The 21,398-nt window shown below is 64.7% G+C and carries 19 protein-coding genes; 13 read left to right on the top strand and 6 right to left on the bottom strand.

Features of this window, described 5'->3' with window-relative positions:
• The first annotated feature begins 91 nt into the window (after positions 1-91).
• On the top strand, positions 92-637 hold the full coding sequence (locus M2390_RS02630) for a CoA-binding protein (protein ID WP_121687194.1): 546 nt from the start codon (positions 92-94) through the stop codon (positions 635-637).
• Here M2390_RS02630 and M2390_RS02625 read toward each other — a convergent pair whose 3' ends face one another.
• Both M2390_RS02625 and M2390_RS02620 read right to left on the bottom strand, forming a co-directional pair.
• Positions 638-1,090: a hypothetical protein gene (locus M2390_RS02625; RefSeq protein ID WP_259176855.1), complete on the bottom strand. Its 453-nt coding sequence runs from the start codon at positions 1,088-1,090 to the stop codon at positions 638-640.
• A 163-nt stretch (positions 1,091-1,253) separates the two neighbouring features.
• A complete protein-coding gene (locus tag M2390_RS02620; protein WP_259176854.1) occupies positions 1,254-3,755 on the bottom strand; it encodes a M14 family zinc carboxypeptidase in 2,502 nt (833 codons plus the stop codon).
• A gap of 287 nt (positions 3,756-4,042) precedes the next feature.
• Here M2390_RS02620 and M2390_RS02615 point away from each other — a divergent pair, with 287 nt between their 5' ends.
• The 10 genes from M2390_RS02615 to M2390_RS02570 all read left to right on the top strand — a co-directional run bounded on the left by M2390_RS02615 (position 4,043) and on the right by M2390_RS02570 (position 15,988).
• Positions 4,043-4,864: a sulfurtransferase gene (locus M2390_RS02615; protein ID WP_259176852.1), complete on the top strand. Its 822-nt coding sequence runs from the start codon at positions 4,043-4,045 to the stop codon at positions 4,862-4,864.
• 46 nt (positions 4,865-4,910) lie between these two features.
• Positions 4,911-8,774 (top strand): ATP-dependent RNA helicase HrpA, encoded by a 3,864-nt coding sequence (hrpA, locus tag M2390_RS02610; protein WP_259176850.1) that lies wholly within the window; start codon positions 4,911-4,913, stop codon positions 8,772-8,774.
• Positions 8,775-8,969: 195 nt separating this feature from the next.
• Positions 8,970-9,563 (top strand): flavin reductase family protein, encoded by a 594-nt coding sequence (locus M2390_RS02605; RefSeq protein WP_121687199.1) that lies wholly within the window; start codon positions 8,970-8,972, stop codon positions 9,561-9,563.
• Between the two features lie 199 nt (positions 9,564-9,762).
• The gene (locus tag M2390_RS02600) at positions 9,763-10,782 is read left to right on the top strand and encodes a MoxR family ATPase (RefSeq protein WP_259176849.1); all 1,020 of its coding nucleotides are present in this window, start codon (positions 9,763-9,765) and stop codon (positions 10,780-10,782) included.
• A gap of 7 nt (positions 10,783-10,789) precedes the next feature.
• Complete coding sequence (locus M2390_RS02595) at positions 10,790-11,665, top strand: DUF58 domain-containing protein (RefSeq protein ID WP_259176848.1); 876 nt, start codon at positions 10,790-10,792, stop codon at positions 11,663-11,665.
• A complete protein-coding gene (locus M2390_RS02590; RefSeq protein WP_259176847.1) occupies positions 11,652-12,149 on the top strand; it encodes a hypothetical protein in 498 nt (165 codons plus the stop codon). The genes M2390_RS02595 and M2390_RS02590 overlap by 14 nt, the downstream gene beginning before the upstream one ends.
• Complete coding sequence (locus M2390_RS02585) at positions 12,140-13,129, top strand: VWA domain-containing protein (RefSeq protein ID WP_259176846.1); 990 nt, start codon at positions 12,140-12,142, stop codon at positions 13,127-13,129. Before M2390_RS02590 ends, M2390_RS02585 begins: the two co-directional genes overlap by 10 nt.
• On the top strand, positions 13,126-14,133 hold the full coding sequence (locus tag M2390_RS02580) for a VWA domain-containing protein (RefSeq protein WP_259176845.1): 1,008 nt from the start codon (positions 13,126-13,128) through the stop codon (positions 14,131-14,133). The genes M2390_RS02585 and M2390_RS02580 overlap by 4 nt, the downstream gene beginning before the upstream one ends.
• Positions 14,133-14,897 (top strand): hypothetical protein, encoded by a 765-nt coding sequence (locus M2390_RS02575; RefSeq protein WP_259176843.1) that lies wholly within the window; start codon positions 14,133-14,135, stop codon positions 14,895-14,897. The genes M2390_RS02580 and M2390_RS02575 overlap by 1 nt, the downstream gene beginning before the upstream one ends.
• Positions 14,891-15,988 (top strand): hypothetical protein, encoded by a 1,098-nt coding sequence (locus tag M2390_RS02570; RefSeq protein WP_259176842.1) that lies wholly within the window; start codon positions 14,891-14,893, stop codon positions 15,986-15,988. The genes M2390_RS02575 and M2390_RS02570 overlap by 7 nt, the downstream gene beginning before the upstream one ends.
• A 236-nt stretch (positions 15,989-16,224) precedes the next feature.
• Here the strand turns inward: M2390_RS02570 and M2390_RS02565 are convergent, their stop codons facing one another.
• Together M2390_RS02565 and M2390_RS02560 are read right to left on the bottom strand one after the other, a co-directional pair.
• On the bottom strand, positions 16,225-17,058 hold the full coding sequence (locus tag M2390_RS02565; RefSeq protein WP_259176841.1) for a sulfurtransferase: 834 nt from the start codon (positions 17,056-17,058) through the stop codon (positions 16,225-16,227).
• A gap of 94 nt (positions 17,059-17,152) precedes the next feature.
• Positions 17,153-18,253, bottom strand: a complete 1,101-nt coding sequence (locus M2390_RS02560) for an ATP-binding protein (protein WP_259176840.1) — start codon at positions 18,251-18,253, stop codon at positions 17,153-17,155.
• Positions 18,254-18,555: 302 nt separating this feature from the next.
• On the opposite strand from M2390_RS02560, the gene M2390_RS02555 reads away from it, so the two are divergent.
• On the top strand, positions 18,556-19,083 hold the full coding sequence (locus tag M2390_RS02555; RefSeq protein WP_259176839.1) for a hypothetical protein: 528 nt from the start codon (positions 18,556-18,558) through the stop codon (positions 19,081-19,083).
• 356 nt (positions 19,084-19,439) lie between these two features.
• Here M2390_RS02555 and M2390_RS02550 read toward each other — a convergent pair whose 3' ends face one another.
• Complete coding sequence (locus tag M2390_RS02550) at positions 19,440-19,577, bottom strand: hypothetical protein (RefSeq protein ID WP_259177390.1); 138 nt, start codon at positions 19,575-19,577, stop codon at positions 19,440-19,442.
• 79 nt (positions 19,578-19,656) lie between these two features.
• Between M2390_RS02550 and M2390_RS02545 the strand changes: the two genes are divergently transcribed.
• Positions 19,657-19,797: a hypothetical protein gene (locus M2390_RS02545; RefSeq protein WP_259176838.1), complete on the top strand. Its 141-nt coding sequence runs from the start codon at positions 19,657-19,659 to the stop codon at positions 19,795-19,797.
• Positions 19,798-20,331: 534 nt separating this feature from the next.
• Here M2390_RS02545 and M2390_RS02540 read toward each other — a convergent pair.
• Positions 20,332-21,390: an acyltransferase family protein gene (locus M2390_RS02540; protein ID WP_259176837.1), complete on the bottom strand. Its 1,059-nt coding sequence runs from the start codon at positions 21,388-21,390 to the stop codon at positions 20,332-20,334.
• Positions 21,391-21,398: the final 8 nt, after the last annotated feature.

The raw sequence follows: 21,398 nt of genomic DNA, 5'->3' as shown, positions 1-21,398 counted from the left end.
CTGAGCCACACCGCAGCGCTGAACGCGGGAGCAGGAAAATGACCATCACGGAGCTGAGCCACACCGCGGCGCTGAACGCGGGAGCAGGAAAATGAGCGCCACCACCAGCAGCGCCGGCCTGACCTGCGCACTGCCCGCCGCGCCGACCCACGCCGACACCACCCGCACCTGGGTGGGTCCGGACTCCCACGAGCGCTATAACATCCTGCGCCGTTCGCGCTCGGTCGCGATTGTGGGTGCCTCACCCAACACCGCACGGTCCAGCTACTTCGTGGCCACCTACCTGCAGCAGTCCTCGAACTTCCGGGTGTACTTCGTAAACCCGCGAGCCACCGAGCTGCTCGGCCAGCCGGTGTATCCCGACCTGGCCTCGCTGCCCGAGGTGCCCGACATCGTCGATGTGTTCCGCAAGAACTCCGACCTCCCCCAGGTGGTTGAGGAGGCCGCGGCGGTGGGCGCAAAAACCGTGTGGTTCCAGCTCGGACTCTGGAACGAGGAGGCTGCGGCCCTCGCCGAGAGTAAGGGCCTGGAGGTCGTGATGGATCGCTGCATGAAGATCGAGCACGCCCGCTTCCACGGCGGCCTCAACCTGATGGGCTTCAACACCGGTCAGATCGACGCCCGTCGACGCCGCTAACTACCCAGCTACACCCACAGATTCCCGCGCCGGTGGCCTCACCAGCGCGGGAATCGCGCCGTATACCAGGCAAAACATGGTGAGCAGAACACCCACACCGGGCCGAGCCTCCAGGGCATTCTCAAGGTCCAGTGTGCTCCCGGCCGGGCCGATCCACATCGAGGCGGTGACCGCGGCGACGCTTGCAAAAACCGCAACCCACCAGCGCATGCCCGCCGAGGGCAGCGGCCAGCGGATCAGACCCGCCAGCGCAATCAGGGCGCTCACGGCCGAGGTCCACAGCATCGCCCAGTAGAGCGGTTCCTCAGGCGAGGTCGCGTCCGGTCCTCCGGGCCCCTGCCAGTGACTGGGCAGCTCGGCAGTGAAGCGTCCCTCCCACGCAGTGCGCGCCCACACCAGGGTGCCCACCGGCAGCGCAATCAGGATCGCCGCCGTCACCGTACGTCCCAGCATTCGCATCGCCATTCCCCTCGTCCGGTGTGCAAGGCTCCCCATACTCTAACGGGCCGGGTGGGGTAAACCTCCCGACTCGATGCCCGACACCTCACCGCGACTGCGAACGCACAACAGCGCCCCCGACTGCCGAAGCAGCCGGGGGCGCGAGGGGTGAGGCGAGTTAGACCTCGCTGCTGCGGCGGCGACGCACAACCAGTGCGGTTCCGGCGCCGAGGAGCAGGGTCAGGGCCACCAGGATGCCACCGATCTCGGCACCCGTGTTGGCGATGGAGTTGCCCGGGTTCTTCACCCCGGCGTTGTCCACCGGCAGAGCCGAGGAACCCGGAGCCGGAACGGTGGTGGGCGGCGTGGTTCCGCCGTCTACAGCCACCGGGGTGACCTCGACCAGGATCGAGGATGAGACGCCCTCGAAGGTCGCGGTGATGATGTGCGGGCTGGCGTGCGGGAAGCGTACGGTGTTGCCCACGATCACGTCGCTGGCCACGTTCGAGGTCAGCACCACGCGGTCGCTGAAGTCGGCAATCTGGTTGCCATACTCATCGATTCCCAGCGCGGTGATGGTGATCGTGTCGCCCTGCTTGGGTGCCGGAGCGGACAGGCCCAGGTCAAACGTCGACAGCGCGGCGGGTTCGACCGTGAAGGTCAGCTCGGGGTTGATGCTTGCCGACCCATTGGCGATGATCAGGGTCGCGGTGCTCGTTCCGGCCTTGGTCACGCTTCCGGAGATGACGCCGGTTTCCTGGTCGAGCGTCAGCCCCTCGGGCAGGGCACCGTCGAACACAGCGTATTCGGCCGGGACCACGGAGGCGGCGTTGAGCTGGATGTTCTGCTTCTCACCGGCGGTCAGGGTGAAGGTGGAGGGTCCCGAGTAGACGGGGGCATCGATCTGTGCGACCTCGGCCGCACGCCACGGTCCCCACTGGCCGGATCCGTTCTTGACCCGGACAAACACCCGGTTGAAGGACGCGTTGTCCCGGGTCACGGCAACGGTTCCCGAGAACGTGGCCTCGGTTCCGGGTGCGGCCACGGTCAGCGGTACGGTCTTACCGATGCTGTTGCGGTCGTAGGCAACCGCGGCCTCCGCCTCGATGATGTTGGTGACGGCCGGGCGACGCGCGGCCGAGCGCGGGTCCTTGCCGTAGACGTCATCGCTTGCGGTGCCGGTGATCTGAACCGAACCGTTCTCGGCACGCTCCGCCGATACCTCGGTCACCACGCCACCCAGGGTCGCGGTGTAGGGGGCGTAGGCTGCCTCGGCGGCGAAGTGGATACCCGGGGAAACCTTGGCCCAGAAGTCGGCCACTCGGGTGTAGGCGGGGAAGAATCCACCGGTCGAGGCGGTACCGATCTCGTAGGTGTAGGCGGGGACGCCCAGCTGCGAGTAGATCCAGTCGATGTCGTTTCCGGCGTTGTCATAGAGGATCTCGCCGGCCTTACCGGTCTGGAATCCGCTGGCGAAGGACTGACGGAAGGCGCTGGCCTTGATCGGTGCCAGGTTCGGGACCGCGTCGTTCTTGTCATACGCATACGGGTAGATGACGTAATCCGAGTAGGAGTGCAGGTTGATGTAGCTGCCCTTGCGGGTATCCGGTGCCGCGGTGGTGTTCTCGGTGCGGTACTCACCAAACAGCTGGGTCAGCAGCGTGGCGAGCTGAGCGGTTTCGGGCTCGGAGGCCGGGGACGGTCCCAGGTAGGTGACCGCGTTGGGGTTGGTGCTGGTGCTCGCGCCACCCCATTTGAAGGCCCAGTTCCGGTTAAGGTCGATCCCGTGCTGCTGGCTGCTCCAGTTGGTGGAGGTCGGGGCAAACAGGGTGTTGTTGGCGTTTTTGCGCTGCCAGGCCTTGGAGCTGTTGGGCGGGGTTGCATCACCGGCGGCGTTGACCGGGGAGGTTCCCAGCGCGGTTTCCACCTGACGAATGCTGTCGGGGTTGTTCTGGAAGTTGATCCAGACCTCGGTGCTGTCCAGCAGTGCGGTCACCTGCGGGTCTACACCGTAGCCGTTGAGCAGCTCGGTGGCGTAGCGCCAGGCCAGCTCGCTGGTGATGATTTCACGGGCGTGAGCCTGGGCGACCAGCACGAACCGCGGGCGGCCCTCCTGGCCGTCGGTCGGTGCGGGCTGGTTCTTCACGTCGCCGGTGATACGAATCGCGACGAGGTTGCTGCCACCCTTGCCGTTCTTCTTCTCCCAGGACTCGCCAAAGTCGACCCGCTGCACGAGCTCGGGGTAGCTGGATGCGATGTCGGTGGAGAACTTATCGTAGGCCGCGGCGGTGCGGTACCCACCGAAGTAGGTCTCGTACTCGGTGCCGGCCAGGCGGCCGGGCAGCGGGTAGGTGGGGGCCGCGGCGGCCGCGAAGGACCGGGCCCGCGGAGCCTGGACCGGTGCCTGACCGATTGAGGTTGAGTAGGGGGCCGAGCTGATGACCCGTACGCCGCGGGTCGCGAGCAGCGACTCGGTTTCGGGATCGGCGAGGACCACGAGCCCGGCGTTGTTTGCCTCAACGACATCGAGGTCGGAGACCTGGTCTGCGGCGGTGGTCGGGACGGTCAGCAGGAGTGGTCCCGCCTCGTCCGCGACGGCGGCCGCCTGCGGGGCGAGCAAAAGCCCGCCGATCAGGACCGTTGACAGCGCACTGGCCGTAATCAGTCTGTGGAGTGCCATGTGAGTGGTTTTTCCTTTCGGGAGGGTGCGGGAGGGGTATGCCCGGAGGTAAAGCCCACACGCTAGCAACCACGCTGACCCCCCACCGGGTGCCAGGTAACACGGGGTAACCTGGCGTTACATCCGCAGTATTACGGGCTTCATTTCGCTTCCTGAGAGAAACCTTGGTATGAGCTATGCGACACAGTCTTGGTGTCAGCTATGTGCCGACGCAGAGTCGGCCGTGAAGGGTTACCGCGTATTGCGTGGCCCTCGACGGCGTCGGATGTGCGGGTTAGCGTTGAGGTATGTCTCCCGTATTTGAAAGTCCCGTCGTCTCCACACAGTGGCTCGCCGACCACCTCGGCAGCCCCGCCCTGGTGGTCATCGATGCCACCGTGATGGTGTCCGGAGACGGCGAATATCACTGCGGGCGCGACCACTTTGAGCGCTCCGGCCATATTCCCGGCGCGCGCTTTGCCGACCTGCTGACCGAGTTCTCCCACCCGGATGCGCCGGGTCTGCACCGCCCCGATCCCGCCTGCCTGGCCGGCGCGGTTGCCCGCCTGGGCATCTCCACCGATAGCCGTGTGGTTGTGTACGACACCCAGCGTGGCCAGTGGGCAGCCCGCCTGTGGTGGCTGCTGCGCACCGCCGGGTTCGACGAGGTTGCGGTCCTGGATGGCGGCCTCACCGCCTGGCTCAGCGAACACCGCTCGGTGGAATCTGGCGGTGGCTCACGGGTGTCCCAGCTCTCCGACTTTGTGGGGACCCCGCGGCCCGAGCTGTGGGTGGATCCGGTCACCGCCGCCGCGGTCCACGCGGGTTCACCCGAGGTCCTGACCCCGGTGACCGTGGTGTCGGGCTCCAAGCTGGAGCTGCCGCGCACGGGCCCCGGCGACCGGGCACTGAGTGTCCCGCTGACCTCGATCACCCGCTCCAGTGACCACACCCTGGTTTCCGATGCCAAGCTGCGCGAGCTGTACGCCCCCGCCCTGCGCTCGGGGCTGCCCATCATCACGGCCGATGGCGGCGAGGTCACGGCGAGCGCCACCGCCCTCGCCCTGGCCCTGGCCGGCGCCCGCGATGTCCGGGTACTGGATGGAAGGCTGCCGCTGGTTCCGGCCTAGCTGATTTCGGGCGCCCGGCACCCAAAAAGACGTAGAATGGAACGTTATGTCTCCCGTTATTACGTTCCCGGCCGAGCTGCCCGTCTCGCAGAAGCGCACCGATATTTCCGATGCCATTCGCGATAACCAGGTAGTGATCGTTGCCGGTTCCACCGGGTCGGGAAAGACCACTCAGCTGCCGAAGATTCTGCTGGAGCTGGGGCGGGAGAGCATCGGACACACCCAGCCGCGGCGAATCGCCGCGCGCACCATCGCCGAGCGGATCGCCGAGGAGCTGGGCGAGGAGGTCGGTGAGACCGTCGGCTACCAGGTGCGGTTCACCGATAAGGCGAGCGCCAGCACCAAGATCAAGCTGATGACCGACGGTATTCTCCTCAACGAGATCCACCACGACCGTCTGCTCAAGCGCTACGACACCATCATCATCGATGAGGCACATGAGCGCAGCCTCAACATCGACTTCCTGCTGGGCTACCTCAAGCAGCTGCTGCCCAAGCGCCCGGATCTCAAGGTGGTCATCACCTCGGCGACCATCGACCCCGAGTCCTTCTCCAAGCACTTCAACGACGCCCCGATTATCGAGGTCTCAGGCCGCACCTACCCGGTGGAGATCCGGTTCCGACCGCTTGTCGCCGATGAGAACGCCGAGGACGAAGAGGACACCGATACTCCGAGCCGCGATGACCGCAATTACATCGAAGGCATCATCGATGGCCTGGATGAGCTGGCCCGCGAATCCCTCGGCGATGTCCTGGTGTTCCTCTCCGGTGAGGCAGAGATTCGTGACGCCGCCGACGCGCTGCGCGCCCGCTATGCCGGTGCGACCGGTGTCACCGAGATCCTGCCACTGTACGGCCGGCTGAGTGCCGAGGAGCAGCACCGGGTCTTCCGCCCGGGAAACACCGCCGGGGTGCGCCGCCGAGTGATTCTGGCGACCAACGTGGCCGAGACCAGCCTCACTGTGCCGGGCATCAAGTACGTGATCGACGCCGGTACCGCCCGCATCTCGCGCTACAGCGTGCGCGCGAAGATCCAGCGACTGCCCATCGAGGCGATCTCGCAGGCCTCGGCGAATCAGCGTTCGGGCCGTACCGGGCGCACCAGCCCGGGTATCGCGATCCGGCTGTACTCGGAGGAGGACTTTAACAAGCGCCCCGAGTTCACCGAGCCGGAGGTGCTGCGCACCAACCTCGCCGCGGTCATCCTGCAGATGGTGTCGCTGGGTCTCGGCGATATCGCCGCGTTCCCGTTCCTGCAGGCCCCCGAGGCCCGCGGAATCAAGGACGGCCTCGACCTGCTGACCGAGCTCGGCGCGATCACCCAGCGCCCGGGCACCACCCCGCGCCTTACCAAGACCGGTCGTGACCTCGCCCGCCTGCCGATTGATCCGCGCTTTGCCCGCATGGTGCTGGAATCCAAAAAGCACGGCACGACCCGCGAGGTCATGGCGATCGTGGCCGCGCTGACCATTCAGGATCCCCGCGAGCGCCCGGTCGAGAAGCGCCAGCAGGCCGATGAGTTCCACAACCGATTTGCCGACCCCACGAGTGACTTCCTCAGCCTGCTGGGCCTCTGGAACTACCTCGAAGAGAAGCAGAAGGAGCTCTCCTCCAGCGCGTTCCGCCGCATGTGCAAGGCCGAGTTCCTTAACTATCTGCGCGTGCGCGAGTGGCAGGACGTCTACCGCCAGCTGCGCCGCATGGCCTCGCAGCTGGGCCTCAGCGTCGGGGACCCCGCCACCAACCCCGACGGCATCCACCGCTCGATCCTCTCCGGTCTGCTCTCCCAGATCGGTATCAAGGACGAGGCGGCCGCCGCCCAGGCGCAGGCCGCCAAAAAGCGGGGGTCCGCGGCAACCCCCGGTCCACGCCGCAAGGGCGACTACGTGGGCGCGCGTCAGGCGCGCTTTGTGATCTTCCCGGGATCGGCGCTGATCAAGAAGCAGCCCGATGCCCTGATGGCCGCCGAGCTGGTAGAGACCAGCCGGCTGTTTGCGCGCACGGTCGCAAAGATCGACCCGGCCTGGGCCGAGGCCATCGCCCCGGATCTCTGTAAGCGCAGCTATTCCGAGCCGCACTGGGAGAAGACCCAGGGATCCGTCGTGGCGTATGAGAAGGTAACCCTGTACGGGGTACCGATCATCCCGCGTCGCCGCGTGCAGTACGCGCGCATCGACCTGGAGCTCTCCCGCGATCTCTTTATCCGCCACGCGCTGGTGCAGCGCGAGGCCGATTTCAAGCGTCTCAACCAGAAGCTGTTTGCCTTCGATCGGCAGAACGCCGGTCTGCGCCGCGAGCTCGCCGAGCGCGAGGAGCGTACGCGTCGCCGCGACATCCTGTTCGATGACGAGGCCGTGTACGACTTCTATAACGCGCGCATTCCGGCCGAGGTGGCCGATCTGCGCGGGTTCGAAAAGTGGTGGCGTGAGGCCGCGGCCAGCACGCCGAAGCTGCTCACCATGCGTGCCGAGGACCTGCTGCCCGAGGACGCCGACGAGATCGACGAGGGCCTGTTCCCGCCGACCTGGTCACAGGGCGATCAGACCCTGAAGCTGCGCTACCGCTTTGAGCCGGGCACCGCGGACGACGGCGTGACCGTGATGGTGCCGCTCGCGCTCCTCCCCCGCCTCTCGCCGATCGGCTTTGACTGGCAGGTGCCGGGCCTGCGTGCCGAGCTGGTGACCGCGCTCCTGAAGTCGCTGCCCAAGCACATCCGACGCAACGTGGTGCCCGCGGCCGACTGGGCCGCGCGTCTGCTTGCCGATCTCCCCACCGAGGTGCCGCAGCCCACCGCGACCCAGGAGGATACGCTGACCGCGCGCCTGGCCATCGCGATCAAGCGCGCCGTATACATCCCGATCGAGGCCGCCGACTTTGAGCTCGACCGGGTGCCCGACCATCTGAAGATCACCTTCCGGGCGATCGATGAGCGAGGTCGCACCCTGAGCAGCGATAAGGACCTCACGGTCCTGCAATCGCGCCTGGCCACCAAGACCCGCACGCAGGTGGCGAAGGTGGCCCAGGCACGCACGGCCGATCCGATCGAGCGTCGCGGCCTCACCAGCTGGGACTTCGATGAGCTGCCGCGCTTCATCGACAGCGATCAGGGCGGGCACGTGGTGCGCGGATACCCGGCGCTCGTGGACCGCGGAGACAGCGTCGAGGTGCGGATCATGGCCACCGAGGCCGATCAGCTGCGCGAGCTGCCCGGCGGTGTGCGCCGCCTGTTGCAGTTGCAGACGGCCTCCCCGGTCTCGTACGTGCAGAATCATCTGACCGCGCCGGAAAAGCTCGCGCTGGCCGCGAGTCCGTACCAGAACACCCCGGCGCTGTTTGATGACTGCCTCACCGCGTGCATCGACGATGTGCTGCAGCGCGTAGCACCGGGCGGCGCGATCTTCATGCGCGCCGAATTCGAGAAGGTGCGGGACCGGGTGTCCCAGGCCATCATGAACGGCATGTTCGAGACGGTTTCTCTGACCGCCCGCATCCTCACCGCCTCTCGCGAGGCCGATAAGGCGCTGGGTAAGGCGACCAGCCTGACCCTGCTGCCCGCCCTCACCGATATGAAGGCACAGCGCGCGGGACTCGTGTTCCCGGGCTTTGTCTCACGCACGGGCCTCGCCCGGATGCGGGATCTCCCGCGCTACCTCTCGGGCATCACCCACCGCGCCTCGCGACTGGCCGACAATGCCAACCGTGACCGTGCCTGGCAGAACGAAATCGAGACGGCGCAGGCCCGCTTCACCAACGCCGGCGGCACCATCCCGTTGCCCGAGCACGCACCGGACCACCTGGTGCAGGCTCGCTGGATGCTCGAGGAGTTCCGGATCAGCCTGTTCGCCCAGCACCTCGGCACCAGCCAGTCGGTGTCGCTGCAGCGCATCACCAAGGCGCTCGACCAGCGCTAACTCGCACCGCGGGGCGGCCCACACGGACGCCCCGCGGTTTTGTCATTTAGCTTCACATTTCGTCGCAAAACTACGTGCGGTTTGCGACAGATCGAATCGAGGGCCATCGTGGAACCTGTATCACCACAGGCGTCGGGGAATAAAACCCGCCGCACATCGGTATATACCGATATGGATAGAGGAGAACCCGAGCAGATGACGACCGCAGCGAATGTTCTGTCACACGACGCCGACACCGAGGAATCTCCGGCGTTGGGGTTTGATGCGGGCCTCGCACCGGATGAGTTCAAGGCCGCGTTCCGCAACCACCCGGCGGGCGTCGCCGTGGTCACCGCCGATGATGGAACCGGCCCGGTCGCGATGACCGTGACCTCGGTCTTCTCTGTCAGTGCCGACCCCGCACTCCTGGTTTTCTCGGTGTCCGACCTGTCCTCCAGCGCCAAGACCATCATCGCCGCCGACACCCTCGTGGTGCACCTGCTCGGTGCCGACCAGCTCGACATCGCCAAGCTCGGCGCCACCAGCGGCATCGACCGCTTCGAAGACACCTCGATCTGGTCCCGCCTGATCACCGGCGAACCCTTCTACCCCTCGGCCCAGACCTGGATTCGTGGCCGCGTTGTGAACTCGCTGCGCGCCGGCGCCTCCACCGTGGTCGTGGTGCACGCCCTGCAGGCCAACGCCCCCGAGGCCGGCAGCGTCGAGGCCGACGCCACCGAGTCGCGGCCGCTGGTTTATCACAACCGGACCTGGCACCACCTGGGCGAGCACAGCAACCTCGAACTCTAGCTCGCTCCCATGAAAACGGCGTCCCGAATCCGGGACGCCGTTTTATGCGTCAGATGGCGGACATCCAGCGTCTCCGGCTCGACATCTCCCAGCGGCCCCGGGTATCGTGGCCGAGTGGGCATCCGGGAGGGGATTCCCGGACTCCCCGAATTGTTCCGGGCTCCGAGACGCCCATCTGCGAAGGGGAATGCCACCAGCTATGACCGAACCAACGCCCGCAGTACCCGCCCACGTCATCCCAAACGACGCGGAAATGGCTCGCGCCCGCCAGATCCTGGACATCATCTCCTCCGCCTATAGTGCACGCATGGTGGGCCAGGAACGCCTGCGGGTGAGTCTGCTGGTCGGTCTGCTCGCCGGCGGTCACGTACTCCTGGAGAGCGTCCCGGGCCTGGCCAAAACCACCGCCGCAAGCACCCTCGCCGACACCATCCGGGCACAGTTCCGCCGCATCCAGTGCACCCCCGATCTGCTGCCCAGCGACATCACCGGCAACCAGGTGTTCGACGTGAAAACCGGAAACTTCCGCACGGTGCTCGGCCCGGTCCACGCGAACTTTGTGCTGCTGGATGAGATCAACCGCTCCAGTGCCAAGACCCAGAGTGCGATGCTCGAGGCGATGCAGGAGCGTCAGACCACGATCGGCGGCGAGGTGCACGCGCTGCCGAGTCCGTTCCTGGTCATCGCGACCCAGAACCCGATCGAGCAGGAGGGTACCTATGAGCTCCCCGAGGCTCAGATGGACCGCTTCCTCCTCAAGGAGATTGTGCAGTATCCGAGCCCGGCCGAGGAACTAGAGATCCTCAGCCGGATCGACTCCGGGGTCCTCGACCCGCAGGCCCACGGTGCCGGCGCGGTCGACCTCGACGACGTGGTGTTCCTCCAGGACCTGGCCCGCCGGGTTCACGTGGACCCCGCGATCCGCAGCTACATCGTCTCGCTGATCTATGTGACCAGGCGTCCGGGGGAATACCTCGCCCCGGAATCCGCCCGCGCCCTGCGCTACGGTGCCAGCCCACGCGCGAGCATCGCCTTCCTCCAGGCCGCGCGCGCTCTCGCGCTGCTCTCCGGCCGCAGCTACGTGATCCCCGATGATGTGGTGACCCTGCGTCACCTGGTCCTGCGTCACCGCGTGCTGCTGACCTTCGAGGCCGAAGCCGATGGAATTCGCAGCGAGGACCTGATCGACCAGATCTTCGCGGCCGTCCCCACCCCGTAGGGCCTTCGTGAGCACACTTCTTCGCAAGGTCAAGGCCAGGCTGTTTCTGACCTCCCCTCACCGCAGTGCACACCCGCTTGAGGGTGCGCACGCCGCGGTGCTGCGCGGACGCAGCCTCGACTTTGACGATCTTCGTGTGTATCAGCCGGGAGACGAGGTGCGCGATATCGACTGGCGCGCCAGCGCCCGCAGCAACCAGGTCCTGATCAAGCGCTACATCGCGACCCGTCGTCAGGTGGTGAGCCTGACCCTGGACACCGGCGTGACGATGGATGCCAGGGCCGCCGATGGAACCCGCAAACGCGATCTGGCGCTGCTGATAGCCGGGGTCCTCGGCTACCTTTCGCTGCGCCACGGAGACGAGGTGGGAACCCGCTACGCCACCGAAACCGGCCTGCACCGTCAGCGCGGTGCCACATCGGAGGGTCGACTGGAACTCGCCCTGCGGGGCGCGCGGGATCGGGTGGCCGGGGCCGAGTTCACCCGCGAGAAACTGCTGGAGTCCGTGGTTCGTGAGGAGCGCGGTCGTCGCATCCTCACCATCATCACCGATGAGGCACCGATCAGCGCCGCCGAGGAGCGTCAGTTGCGCCGGCTCCGAGTGCAGCACGACCTGGTCTGGATCACCGTCTGCGAGGCACCACTGCTCGGGGTTCCCCGCGAATCCCACGTGGATGTGCAAACCGGCTGGGCGATCCCGACCTTCGCCCAGGGGGACACCGCCCTGATCGAGGCGTTGGCACGGGCCGACGCCGCGGAGCGGGAGCGACGCATCGCGCTGCTGAACGCCCTGTCGATCACGCACCTGGAGATCCGCACCGAAGCCGAGGTTGTACCCGCGCTTCTTGACATGCTGCGACGGAGGCATCGTGCCCGTCGATAACAACCTGTACCCGCCCTATCAGTATCTGCCCGGCTGGTTTTTCCTGGCGCTCGGGGTCGTGATCCTCGCGGTCGCGGCAATCCTCATCGTCGCCCGGCTGACGCGCCCCCTCATCGAGCCCCCCGCGGGGCCCCCGGTCCCCGCCGCCGATCCGGCCATGCTGACCGCCCAGGCCTATGGGGCGTTGCGCGCCGAGTATTTCGGGCGTCTGGACCAGATCGAATCCGAGTATCGCTCGGGCACCCTACAGCCCCACGACGTGCACGCCCGACTGAGTGGCCTGGTGCGCGCCTATGTGAATGAGTACAGCGGGCTGGAAGCCCCCGTGCTCACCTTCACCGAGCTCTCCCGTCGGGGTGTCCCGCCGGTGCTCCTGGATGCGCTGGGACGCTACTACTATCCCAGCCAGTTTGATCCGCACACGATGGTGGATCCCCTCGCCGGCATCGCTATCGCCCGTCAGGTGGTGACCACATGGAACTAGCATCCCCCTGGCTGCTCCTCATCACGCTCGTCATTCTCGGGGTCTCGGTTGCCGCCGGAATCCTGCTGGGCCGACGAGATCCCGCCGCACGTCCCGGCACCGATCCGGTTGCGGTTTCCCGCACCGACCGGTTGCGCTCGCTTCCGCGCTTCACCTCGGTCGTGCGCACCCGCACCCGGCTGCTCGCCGGAGTCCTGGTGCTGGGGTTTGTGGCGATCATCTTCGGCGGGATCCTGGTGGCCCGTCCGACCACCGAATCGGTCACCCGCCCGCTGTCGCACAACCGGGACATCATGCTGTGCCTGGATGTCTCGGGCTCGATGACCGACGTGGACGCCGAGGTCATCGACACCTTCCTGGAGCTCAGCAAGGGATTTGATGGCGAACGGATCGGCCTGACGATATTCAACAGCTCGGCCGCCCAGGTGTTCCCGCTGACCGATGACTACACGCTTGTCCGTGAGCAGCTCACCGCGATGCGCAGATCCCTCACCGATGACACCAGCCTCACCCCCGACTATTGGAAGGGCACGCTCAACGGTACCGGTGCCTCGCTGATCGGGGACGGTCTGGCAGCCTGCTCGCTGCGCTTTGACCACATCGAAACCGACCGGTCCCGCTCGCTGATCTTCGCGACCGATAACGAGGAGTACGGAGCCTCAATCGTAAGCCTCGAGGAGGCCGCGGGCTACGCCACCAATAAGCAGATTCGTGTCTTCACGCTCAACCCGGTCGATGGGAACAACGCGGGCAACACGGATCGCCTGCGTGCGGCAACCGAGAGCACCGGCGGTGCCTACTACCCGCTGCGCGCGACCACCGCCGTCAGCGATATCATCGCCCAGGTTCAGTCTTCTCAGGCACGCGCCCTGCGCGGGGAACCACGCGTGATTCGGACCGACGATCCGGCGCTGTGGTCCGTGGCGCTGCTGATTGCCGGTGGCGGTTTTGTGGTGCTGGTGTGGAGGTTCCGACTGTGATTTTTCAACCGGTGCTTCATCCGGCCCTGCTGCTGGTGTTCCTGATTCCCCTTGTGGTGCTCGCGGCCATCGGACTGGGACGCTCCAACGCGCCCTCCGAGCGCTGGCGATGGGTGGGTCGGATCGGGATGGCGGTGCTGCTGGCCACGATCCTGCTGCGCCCGGGACTGCCCGGCGGCAGTGCCGAAACCCTCAGCGCCAACACCGACGTTCTGCTCGTGGTGGATACCACCGCCAGCTCGATTGCCGAGGACTGGGGCAGCGACCATCAGCCCCGGATGGACGCGATCAAGAAGGACATTCAGGCGGTCATGGAGCGTTACCCCGGCGCCCGCTTTGGCCTGATCAGTTTCGACCGTGAGGCCGAGATGCGGGTCCCGATCACCGCAGACACCACCGCGTTACGCTCGGCCCTGGATGGGCTGACCCCCGAGGTGACCCAGAACTCGCGTGGAACCAGCATCGGGGTGGCCGCCCCGCTGCTGAAGGACGCGCTGGGCCTGATCCAAAACTCCACCGAGGCGCGTGGACGCCTCGTGTTCTACTTCGGTGACGGCGAGCAGACGTCGGATTCCACCCCCGAGAGCTTCGCCGACTCCGCCCCGCTCACCGATGGCGGCCTGGTGCTGGGATACGGCACCGAGCAGGGTGGCAAGATGCGCCAGACCACGGGCACCGTGGACGGCGGTGAGGCCCCCTACATTGAGTATCAGGGTCAGCCCGCTCTCTCGGTGATCGACCAGGACAACCTGCGTACCATCGCCACGCAGCTCGGAGTGAAATACGAGCTGCGCGAGCCCGGCAAAAAGCTCGCGCTCCCCGATCCCCCGGCCACCACTACCTCGGGCACCGCGAGCACGGGAGGGCACGTGGGCACCGCCATCGAACTGTATCCGTATGCGGCGGGGCTGCTCGCCGCCCTGCTGGGCGTCGAAATGGCGAACGCCCTGGCCCAGCTCATCCGGCTGCGCCGCGGCGTCCTCGCGGCGGGGAAGGAACGCTGATGTCCACAACAACGCGCACGGTTGCCGAGCGCAATATACGACGCGCACGCGTGCGGCTCTGGAGCGCGATTGGGGCACTGCCATTCCTGCTGGTGGGGTTACTGCTGGTGATCAAGATCCTCAGCATCTACGCGTTTGCGCATCTGTCCCTGCTCAACGTACACGCCGAGCGCTATTCGGAGAGCGCGGCCGCGGCACGCGGTCTCTCCCCCGTGAACATTTTCGAGCCCTTCAAGGCCCCCTTTGACCTGAGTGTGGGCTTGGCCGAGGACGGACTTTTGACCGAGTCTCGGGAACAGCTCGAGGCGGCTCTGCCGCGCACCCCGGGCCTGGCGATCTGCACGGTGCGGATCAACCTGGCGATGGTGATCGAACGTCAGGGCGATCGGGCCACCCAGGAGCAGGATGTTCCGGGCGGACAGGCGTTCTATCTGGAGGCGCTGAAAACCATCGTGGAGACCTCGCCGAAGTGCCGCACGCCCGAGGCTGATCGCGCCTCCTCCGATCCCTCGCGCAGCATGGATTCGAGCCTCACCACCACCGAGGAATCCATCCGCAGTAAAATTCTGCCGCCTCCACCACCGGATCAGGGCAACGGCTCGGATTCTCCACCCCCGCCCCCCGAGGAGACCCCACCGCCTCCGCCCGGGCCCTCGGATGATCAGTTGGACAAGCTCAAGAAGCAGCTCGAACAGGGTGATCAGGAGCGCGGCAACGGCGGCAACGAGCAGGGCGGCACCCCGGATACGGAGCGACCATGGTAACCCGCAACGATCCCTACCTGGGTGGTAGCGAGGGCGCACCTCCGCCCCCGCCGCCCGGTGGTTATCGCGGCAACACACGGGTTTCGCGGATGATGCGTCCGGCGGCACCCCCGCTGCCCGCGCCCGCCGCACCCGCGCTGCCGGCACCGCGGCCGAGTTCATCACGGGCCGCAAAAATTGTCAGTGCGGTGGTGCTCGCGCATGCGCTGTGGCTGCTGTTTCGTCTACTCCTGCCCGGTGCCAGCAGCTATTACTTCACGATCGGTGCCATCACCGTGCAGGTGCTGATGCTGATCGCAGCCATCGTGATTCTGGTGGGGCCGCGTGGTCGCCGACTCGGCACAATCGCGCTGGTCGTGACGCTGTTTGTCAACGTGGCCACGGTCGGATCGGTGTCCGCGCTGGAAAGTGCACAGAGCGGGAACTACGACGACTATAAAACCTCCGAGCAGCGTAAATGGAACGCCTATCCGGGGATCCGCGGGGTTGATCCCGCCGAGATTCTCGACAAGCCCTCGCTTGAGGAAAACATCGCGCGCACCGACGACCTGAACGCCAAATTGCGAGCGGCCCTCACCACCGAGTTCGGCATCACCTGGACCATGCATGGTGAAAACACCCTGCGTAATAACCGCAACGGGTACGGTGGCGAGTCGATGCTGGTAGACCGCAGCGGTCCCGTGTGGACAAGCGATCGCCCGATGCAGTCGGTGGCCGATAAGCGTCGACTCCGCGACGTGGTCAACCGGGTGATGCTGCAAAACGGCGTCTCCCGCACCATCATGCTGAGCGACCCCAGCTATCAGCCCGATCCCGGCAATCTAGAGCGCTTCTATGGCAGCGCAAACCCCGACCAGCAGCACACCTGGTCGATGGTTTCGGTGGATCGGCAGATCACGTTTTATGTGGATGTCCAGATCTACGACCTCTCCCAGGATCCCACCGGTGCCTTCCGCACCGAACGCGAGGGACAATCGGCACGCGACGGCACCCCGCTTGAGGGGGTGCAGATCTCGGCCCGCGGGTACGAACTGCTCAGCACGGACAAGCGGGACGAGTTCATCGCCAAGCTCAAGACATTCGGACAGTAACAATTTCCGGTATCCCCGTCATGAAACCGTGTCGGCTGGATCTTGTTGTGATGAACCGGCCCCAAATTCCGGTTCCGGCGTTGTGCCCCAAGCATGCCCCCTGCATGCGTCGTGGGGCACAACGCCACCTCGAAAAGTTCGATGCCGTCGGGGCAGTCTGTCCCTGGTGGCGCGCGGCGAGGCGCAACGCCACCTGTGCCTGAGACACCCGTGGGGCGCGCCACACTCCTCGTGGACTAGGCGCCCGTGGCCACCGGTCGCTCGGGATCGCGGGACCAGGCGCTCCAAGATCCGGCGAAGATCGCCGCAGGCAGTCCCGCCTCGGCCAGCGCCAGGGCCGTATGGGCCGCAGTGATGCCCGATCCACAGGTGGTTCCGATCTGCGCTCCGGGAACCGCACCGACGCCGGCGAATACCGCGCGGAGGCGCTCGGGATCCAGGAAGCGGCCCTTGTCCAGGTAGGTGCCGGAGGGCACGTTGACTGCGCCGGGGATGTGTCCGGCGCGGGGGTCCATCGGTTCGCTCTCGCCGCGGAAGCGCTCCCCCGCCCGGGAGTCGATCAGCACGCCCGAGGTTGCCAGGGCTGCGGCCGCATCGGCGTCGAGGACGGCGTTCTGGCCGAGCTCGGTGAGCACCAGGGTCCCGGGTTCGGGCGTCACCTCGCCGGTTTCCAGCGCCCGGTCCTCGGCCGTCCACGCGGCGAGGCCTCCGTCCAGGACCCGGAGGGTGACAAACCCGGCATCGGCCAGAACCCACCACGCTCGTGCGGCGGGAAGCGAGGCAAACGTGTCATAGGCCACCACCGTGTCGCCGGGGTTGAGGCCCCAGCGGGTTACGGCGGTGTTGAGGATATCCAGGGTCGGCAGCGGATGCCGCCCCAGCGAAGGATCTCCGTGGGGATCTGCCAACTCGGTATCGAGATCGACATACACGGCACCCGGGATGTGTCCGGACAGATAGTCGTCGTGTCCATTGGGCTTGTCCAGACGCCAACGCACATCCAGCACACGAACGGGGGTTTCGGATTCCAGAAGGGCGGCCAGCTCGGCCGCGCTGATGAGGTTACTCATGAGCCCACAGTAGTGCGCCCCGGCTGAATTCTCACCGTGGGTGTCGGTGCCACCAGGAAGTTCTCGCCACTCGTGTGTAACGGAGCCGCCGGTCTCACCCGCGCAGCGGCACCCGCACGTCCCCGCCGGCTTCCTCGGAGACCCGCTCGCCCATCTGAATGACGGTTGGCTCGGTGATGAACCCGCCGGCGAAGAGGCTCTGTCCCTGAGCAAAGCCCTGGGCTCGGCGGATCAGATCCTCGGAAACAAACCCAAACACCTCCGAGAGCTCGGTGAGGTCACGGGGTGCGTTGACCCGCATCAGTCCGAGGTTGTCGCACTGGGAGAGCACGTTGGGGTGGATCTTGGTGGGTCGCTGAGTGGAGAGGAACAGCCAGAGACCGAACTTGCGGCCCTCGGCGGCGATCTGGATGAGACGCTGGGTAAGTGCTTTTTCGACCGCGGTGACCGGTTCGGGAGAGCAGAGGTTGTGCGCCTCATCGATCACGATGAGCATGGGGCGGCGTTCCTCACGGCGCTCCCAGAGGTGTTCGAGCACCGCCAGAGCCGCCACCTTGGGCTCGGCCGGGTGATCAAACCCGCCGAGGTCGAGCACGGTCGCGCGGGGACGCTCGTCGATGACGTCGGTCACCGAGTGGGCGCCGCGCGACCACAGCTCCCATTCGAGCACCTGCAGGTTTTCCATCCGGTTGGCCAGGCGGCCCTCCCACTTATCGCCGCTGTCGCGCAGCTTACGCACCATCTCGGCGGTGTCAAAGTCGGCGGCGTCAAAGTTCTTGGTCTCGCGGTCGAGGTGCAGGAGGACGTTGTACTCCTCGGAGTCGGCGATCGGATCGATCTGCAGCACTGCGGCCTTGGCGGCCGGCGAAAGGTCCACGTAGCGCACAAGCAGACGCTCCCCCTCGGCCCGGCCGGACCGGAACACCCGCATGTCGAGGTCGCCCCACCGCTCATTCGCGGCATCGGTCGCTGTGGGCCGGGTTTCGCGTAGACGGACGAAGTCGGCGTTGGGATCCAGGATCAGCAGGGGCAGCTCGGTGTGCAACAGGAGCTGTTCAAGGACCACACCCAGGGCGTACGTCTTCCCGCTTCCGCTTTGTCCGCACCAGAACGTGTGCCGGTTGAACTTTCGTGCGTCAATCTTTGCCGGCGTTCCCGGTGCTTCGAGTACGTCGCCGATGATCAGCTCGGTCATGGTGTCCTTTCGCTTTGACTCCAAGAATGGTCTGTTCCGGCGAGAAGGTAAAGGGGTATTTGAGGTTTTCTGGCGAACAACTAGAACGTTCTGGCAGGATCGGTTCGAAGCTATGCACTAAATGATCGCTTGGCGTATTCCAGGCAGGTGCTGTCAATGAATGATGCGTGTAGGCAGTCCCAATAGAAGTCTTCGTTATATTCAAATTATGGAGAACCCTCGCGACCTAGGCTGGTCCGGACGAAACACGCACTCGATCCGGTTGCGCACACACGACGGTCACAAGTCATAAGTCGTAAGTCGTGAGCACCCTCTTCGTCGATGAATCCAAAGCAAAGGGCTACACGATGGTCGCAGCTCTCGTTCTGCCAGGCGACATCGCAGTACTTCGCCGCAACGTTCGATCGCTGGTGTTGCCCGGCCAACGGCGCATCCACTTCTCCAAGGAAAGGCCTGAACGCAAGCGCCTGATCTTGTCGCGGTTTTCCGAGTTCGGTGCCCAAGCACACGTGTTCCAGTGTGTGACGAAAAACCAGATCATCGGGCGCGAAGCATGCCTGTCAGGAATCGTTACCCATGCCGCCCAGCGCAGCTCCACCAAGATTGTGATCGAACGAGACGAGTCAATCGAAAAGGCTGATCGACAGTTCCTCTTCCAGGAGGTGAGGCGACATGGTCTCAAATCAGCGCTCAGCTACGACCTCCAGGTACCGCATGAAGAGCCACTGTTGTGGATTGCCGACGCGATCGCCTGGAGCTACGTCAAAGGTGGCGAGTGGAAGTCACGAGTGAACCCTCTCATCACAGGTATCACAAGAATTTCTGCATAAAAACGCGAAGCTCGGCCCACCGACCGTCCGGAAGGCTACCGAGCTCACTTCACACCGCTACTGCAATGTGCAAGATCAGCATAGCCAGACGGTCGAGTAGAAGCCATCCCTGTGTCCGCGATGCTCCCCGATCTTATTCAGACAGCGCAGACGATCCCCGATTAGCGGCGAGTTTGCACCGTCTGAGCGCCTCATCGAATGGCTATTGATACGTGTCAAGCACCTGCGCTGTTCACTGACCGCGCACGCAAAAGGCCGAGACCCGCAGAATTCCTGCAGGTCCCGGCCTTTCGCAAACCCGGGGAGACCCAGATGGGCTCCGGGCTTTCCCGGGATGTCGGTAGGTACCCTAAAACTTAGAAGTCCCAGTCCTCATCCTCGGTCACGACGGCCTTGCCGATGACGTAGGAGGAGCCCGAGCCACTGAAGAAGTCGTGGTTCTGTTTTTCTTCAAGCGGCGCCTTTGCATGCCTGTAATCTTGCGGTTTTTTCATACTCCTGAATCGCCCTCAATCGGGCTAGATGTGGGTGGATTGTGGGCAAAATGTGGGCAGCCGAAGCTATCCTGGGTCCATGAAGGTTATTTTGCAGGTGCGCCCGTCCGAGGTCACAACTATCGAGGTCGAGGCCGACACGTACGAGGCTGCGCTCGAGCAGGCCCAAGCGCAGGTGCCCGAGGGGTTCGCGGTGTTGTCGATCCGCAAGGAGAAATAGCACTCGTTTGGGGGTGTTTCGACTGTGGGTTTTCGTGTTCAATATGAATGTAACCCTCGGGTTATAAAGGCCCCGCCCCACTGCGGGGCCTTTCCCTTTTAACGCATCATTTTCGTGTGGCCCTCTCAGTGGGGGTGTTCGCTCAACACCAACACGGGTTGAATGGGTGAGCAACCATTCCTGGTAGCGCATGCCCCTCACGCCCCGGCGTGAGGGGCACTTCCAGTTAAACAAGAAAAGCGGGGCGGCTCCCGAAGGAACCGCCCTGCTATCACTACTAAACGTTCGACACCCGTAGCCCAAGTCTCGCCGCTTATCCCACCGAGCCATATGCGTGTGTAGGATCTAAAGGTCCCCTGGCGGCCGCCCCACAGAAAGTAAGGCACCCCGAGAATGCAGATCGGGACGCTGGGGGTCAAAGATACACCCCGCGAAAATCATCTGCCTGACAGGCTAATGGTGCCGTATCTTGTAGGTATGAAAACGATCATCAAGAAAATCGTGGCTTACTTCGTGCAAGACCACGAGGGTGAGTTATCTCGGCTTAACAGGCTCGACCGAGACTTCCGGTAGCTTTCGCTCCCCGATGAGCCACCTCGGAGGGGAAAAAAGTGGAGGGACAAGCTTTCCGATAGCTGTTCCGACCAGTAGCGACACTGTGGCGATGAGGGCAGAGCCCACCAGCAGGAACCCGAAAGACTCGATAACCCCGCTGGGAGCCCACCCCGCCGGCATCATGAGCGACAGGTACCACAGCACGGGGACATTGAGAACATAGATGGGCATCGTGCGTTTCCCTAGGTGGGCTAGCCCTCGGCTGATAGCAAAGCTTTTTTGATCAGCCCATACCAGCACAAAAAGCACGGCATAGACGGCGCAGGCCGCGATGCCCAAGAACATTATCTGGTCGCTCCCAAACTTCATCCAGGCAAGCGCAATCCAAACTATCGCTGCACCGAGCGCGATAAGACCAGTTCGCCGGTTCGCAGTAAACCGTTTAATGCTTTCGCTGAGCACAAATCCCGCAAAGAACCAGATGAAGTTCTTTGGCACATCAGTAAGAGCCCCAACTTCAGCGTAAGGCGTGACTCCGATCGTTACCGAGGCGAGAACAGCAGCAACCAGACCCATCCGGGGGGTTCGGGATAGGAGCTTAGCGAGCGGGTAAAAAATCGCCAGCGCCCATAAATACCACAAAGTGTTTAGTTTGAAGGTTGCAGACATCGACCAGCCTAGCCAGCTTGGCTCGGCCCAAAGGTTCGGATGGAAAAAGTAGATGATGCTGTAGATGCTCACCCACACTAAGTACAGGTAGTAGTAGTGCAGTGTGCGCTTCCGGAAGACTGTGCCCCAAGAGGTGACAGCGAGTTTCGCGGCGAGTGCGCCTGACAGCAGAAAGAAAAGAGGCATTCTTACTGGTGTCAAAATATGCATCCGCCGCGAAACCCGTGCCGCGAGACCATCGGGGCCGTAATCGACCAGTGCCGGGTACAGGAAAAATAGGTATAGGTGCCACATCACTACAAGCAATATGGCTAAACCTTTGGCGGAGTCCACCCACCGCAACCTGTTCCACGCACCAATTTTACTCATAACGGTTG

Origin of the sequence: Mycetocola sp. BIGb0189, from assembly GCF_024810155.1 — a bacterium.
Lineage (GTDB): Bacteria > Actinomycetota > Actinomycetes > Actinomycetales > Microbacteriaceae > Mycetocola > Mycetocola lacteus.
Note: the sequence above shows the minus strand (reverse complement) of the source record. Positions and strands in the feature narration are given on the sequence as shown.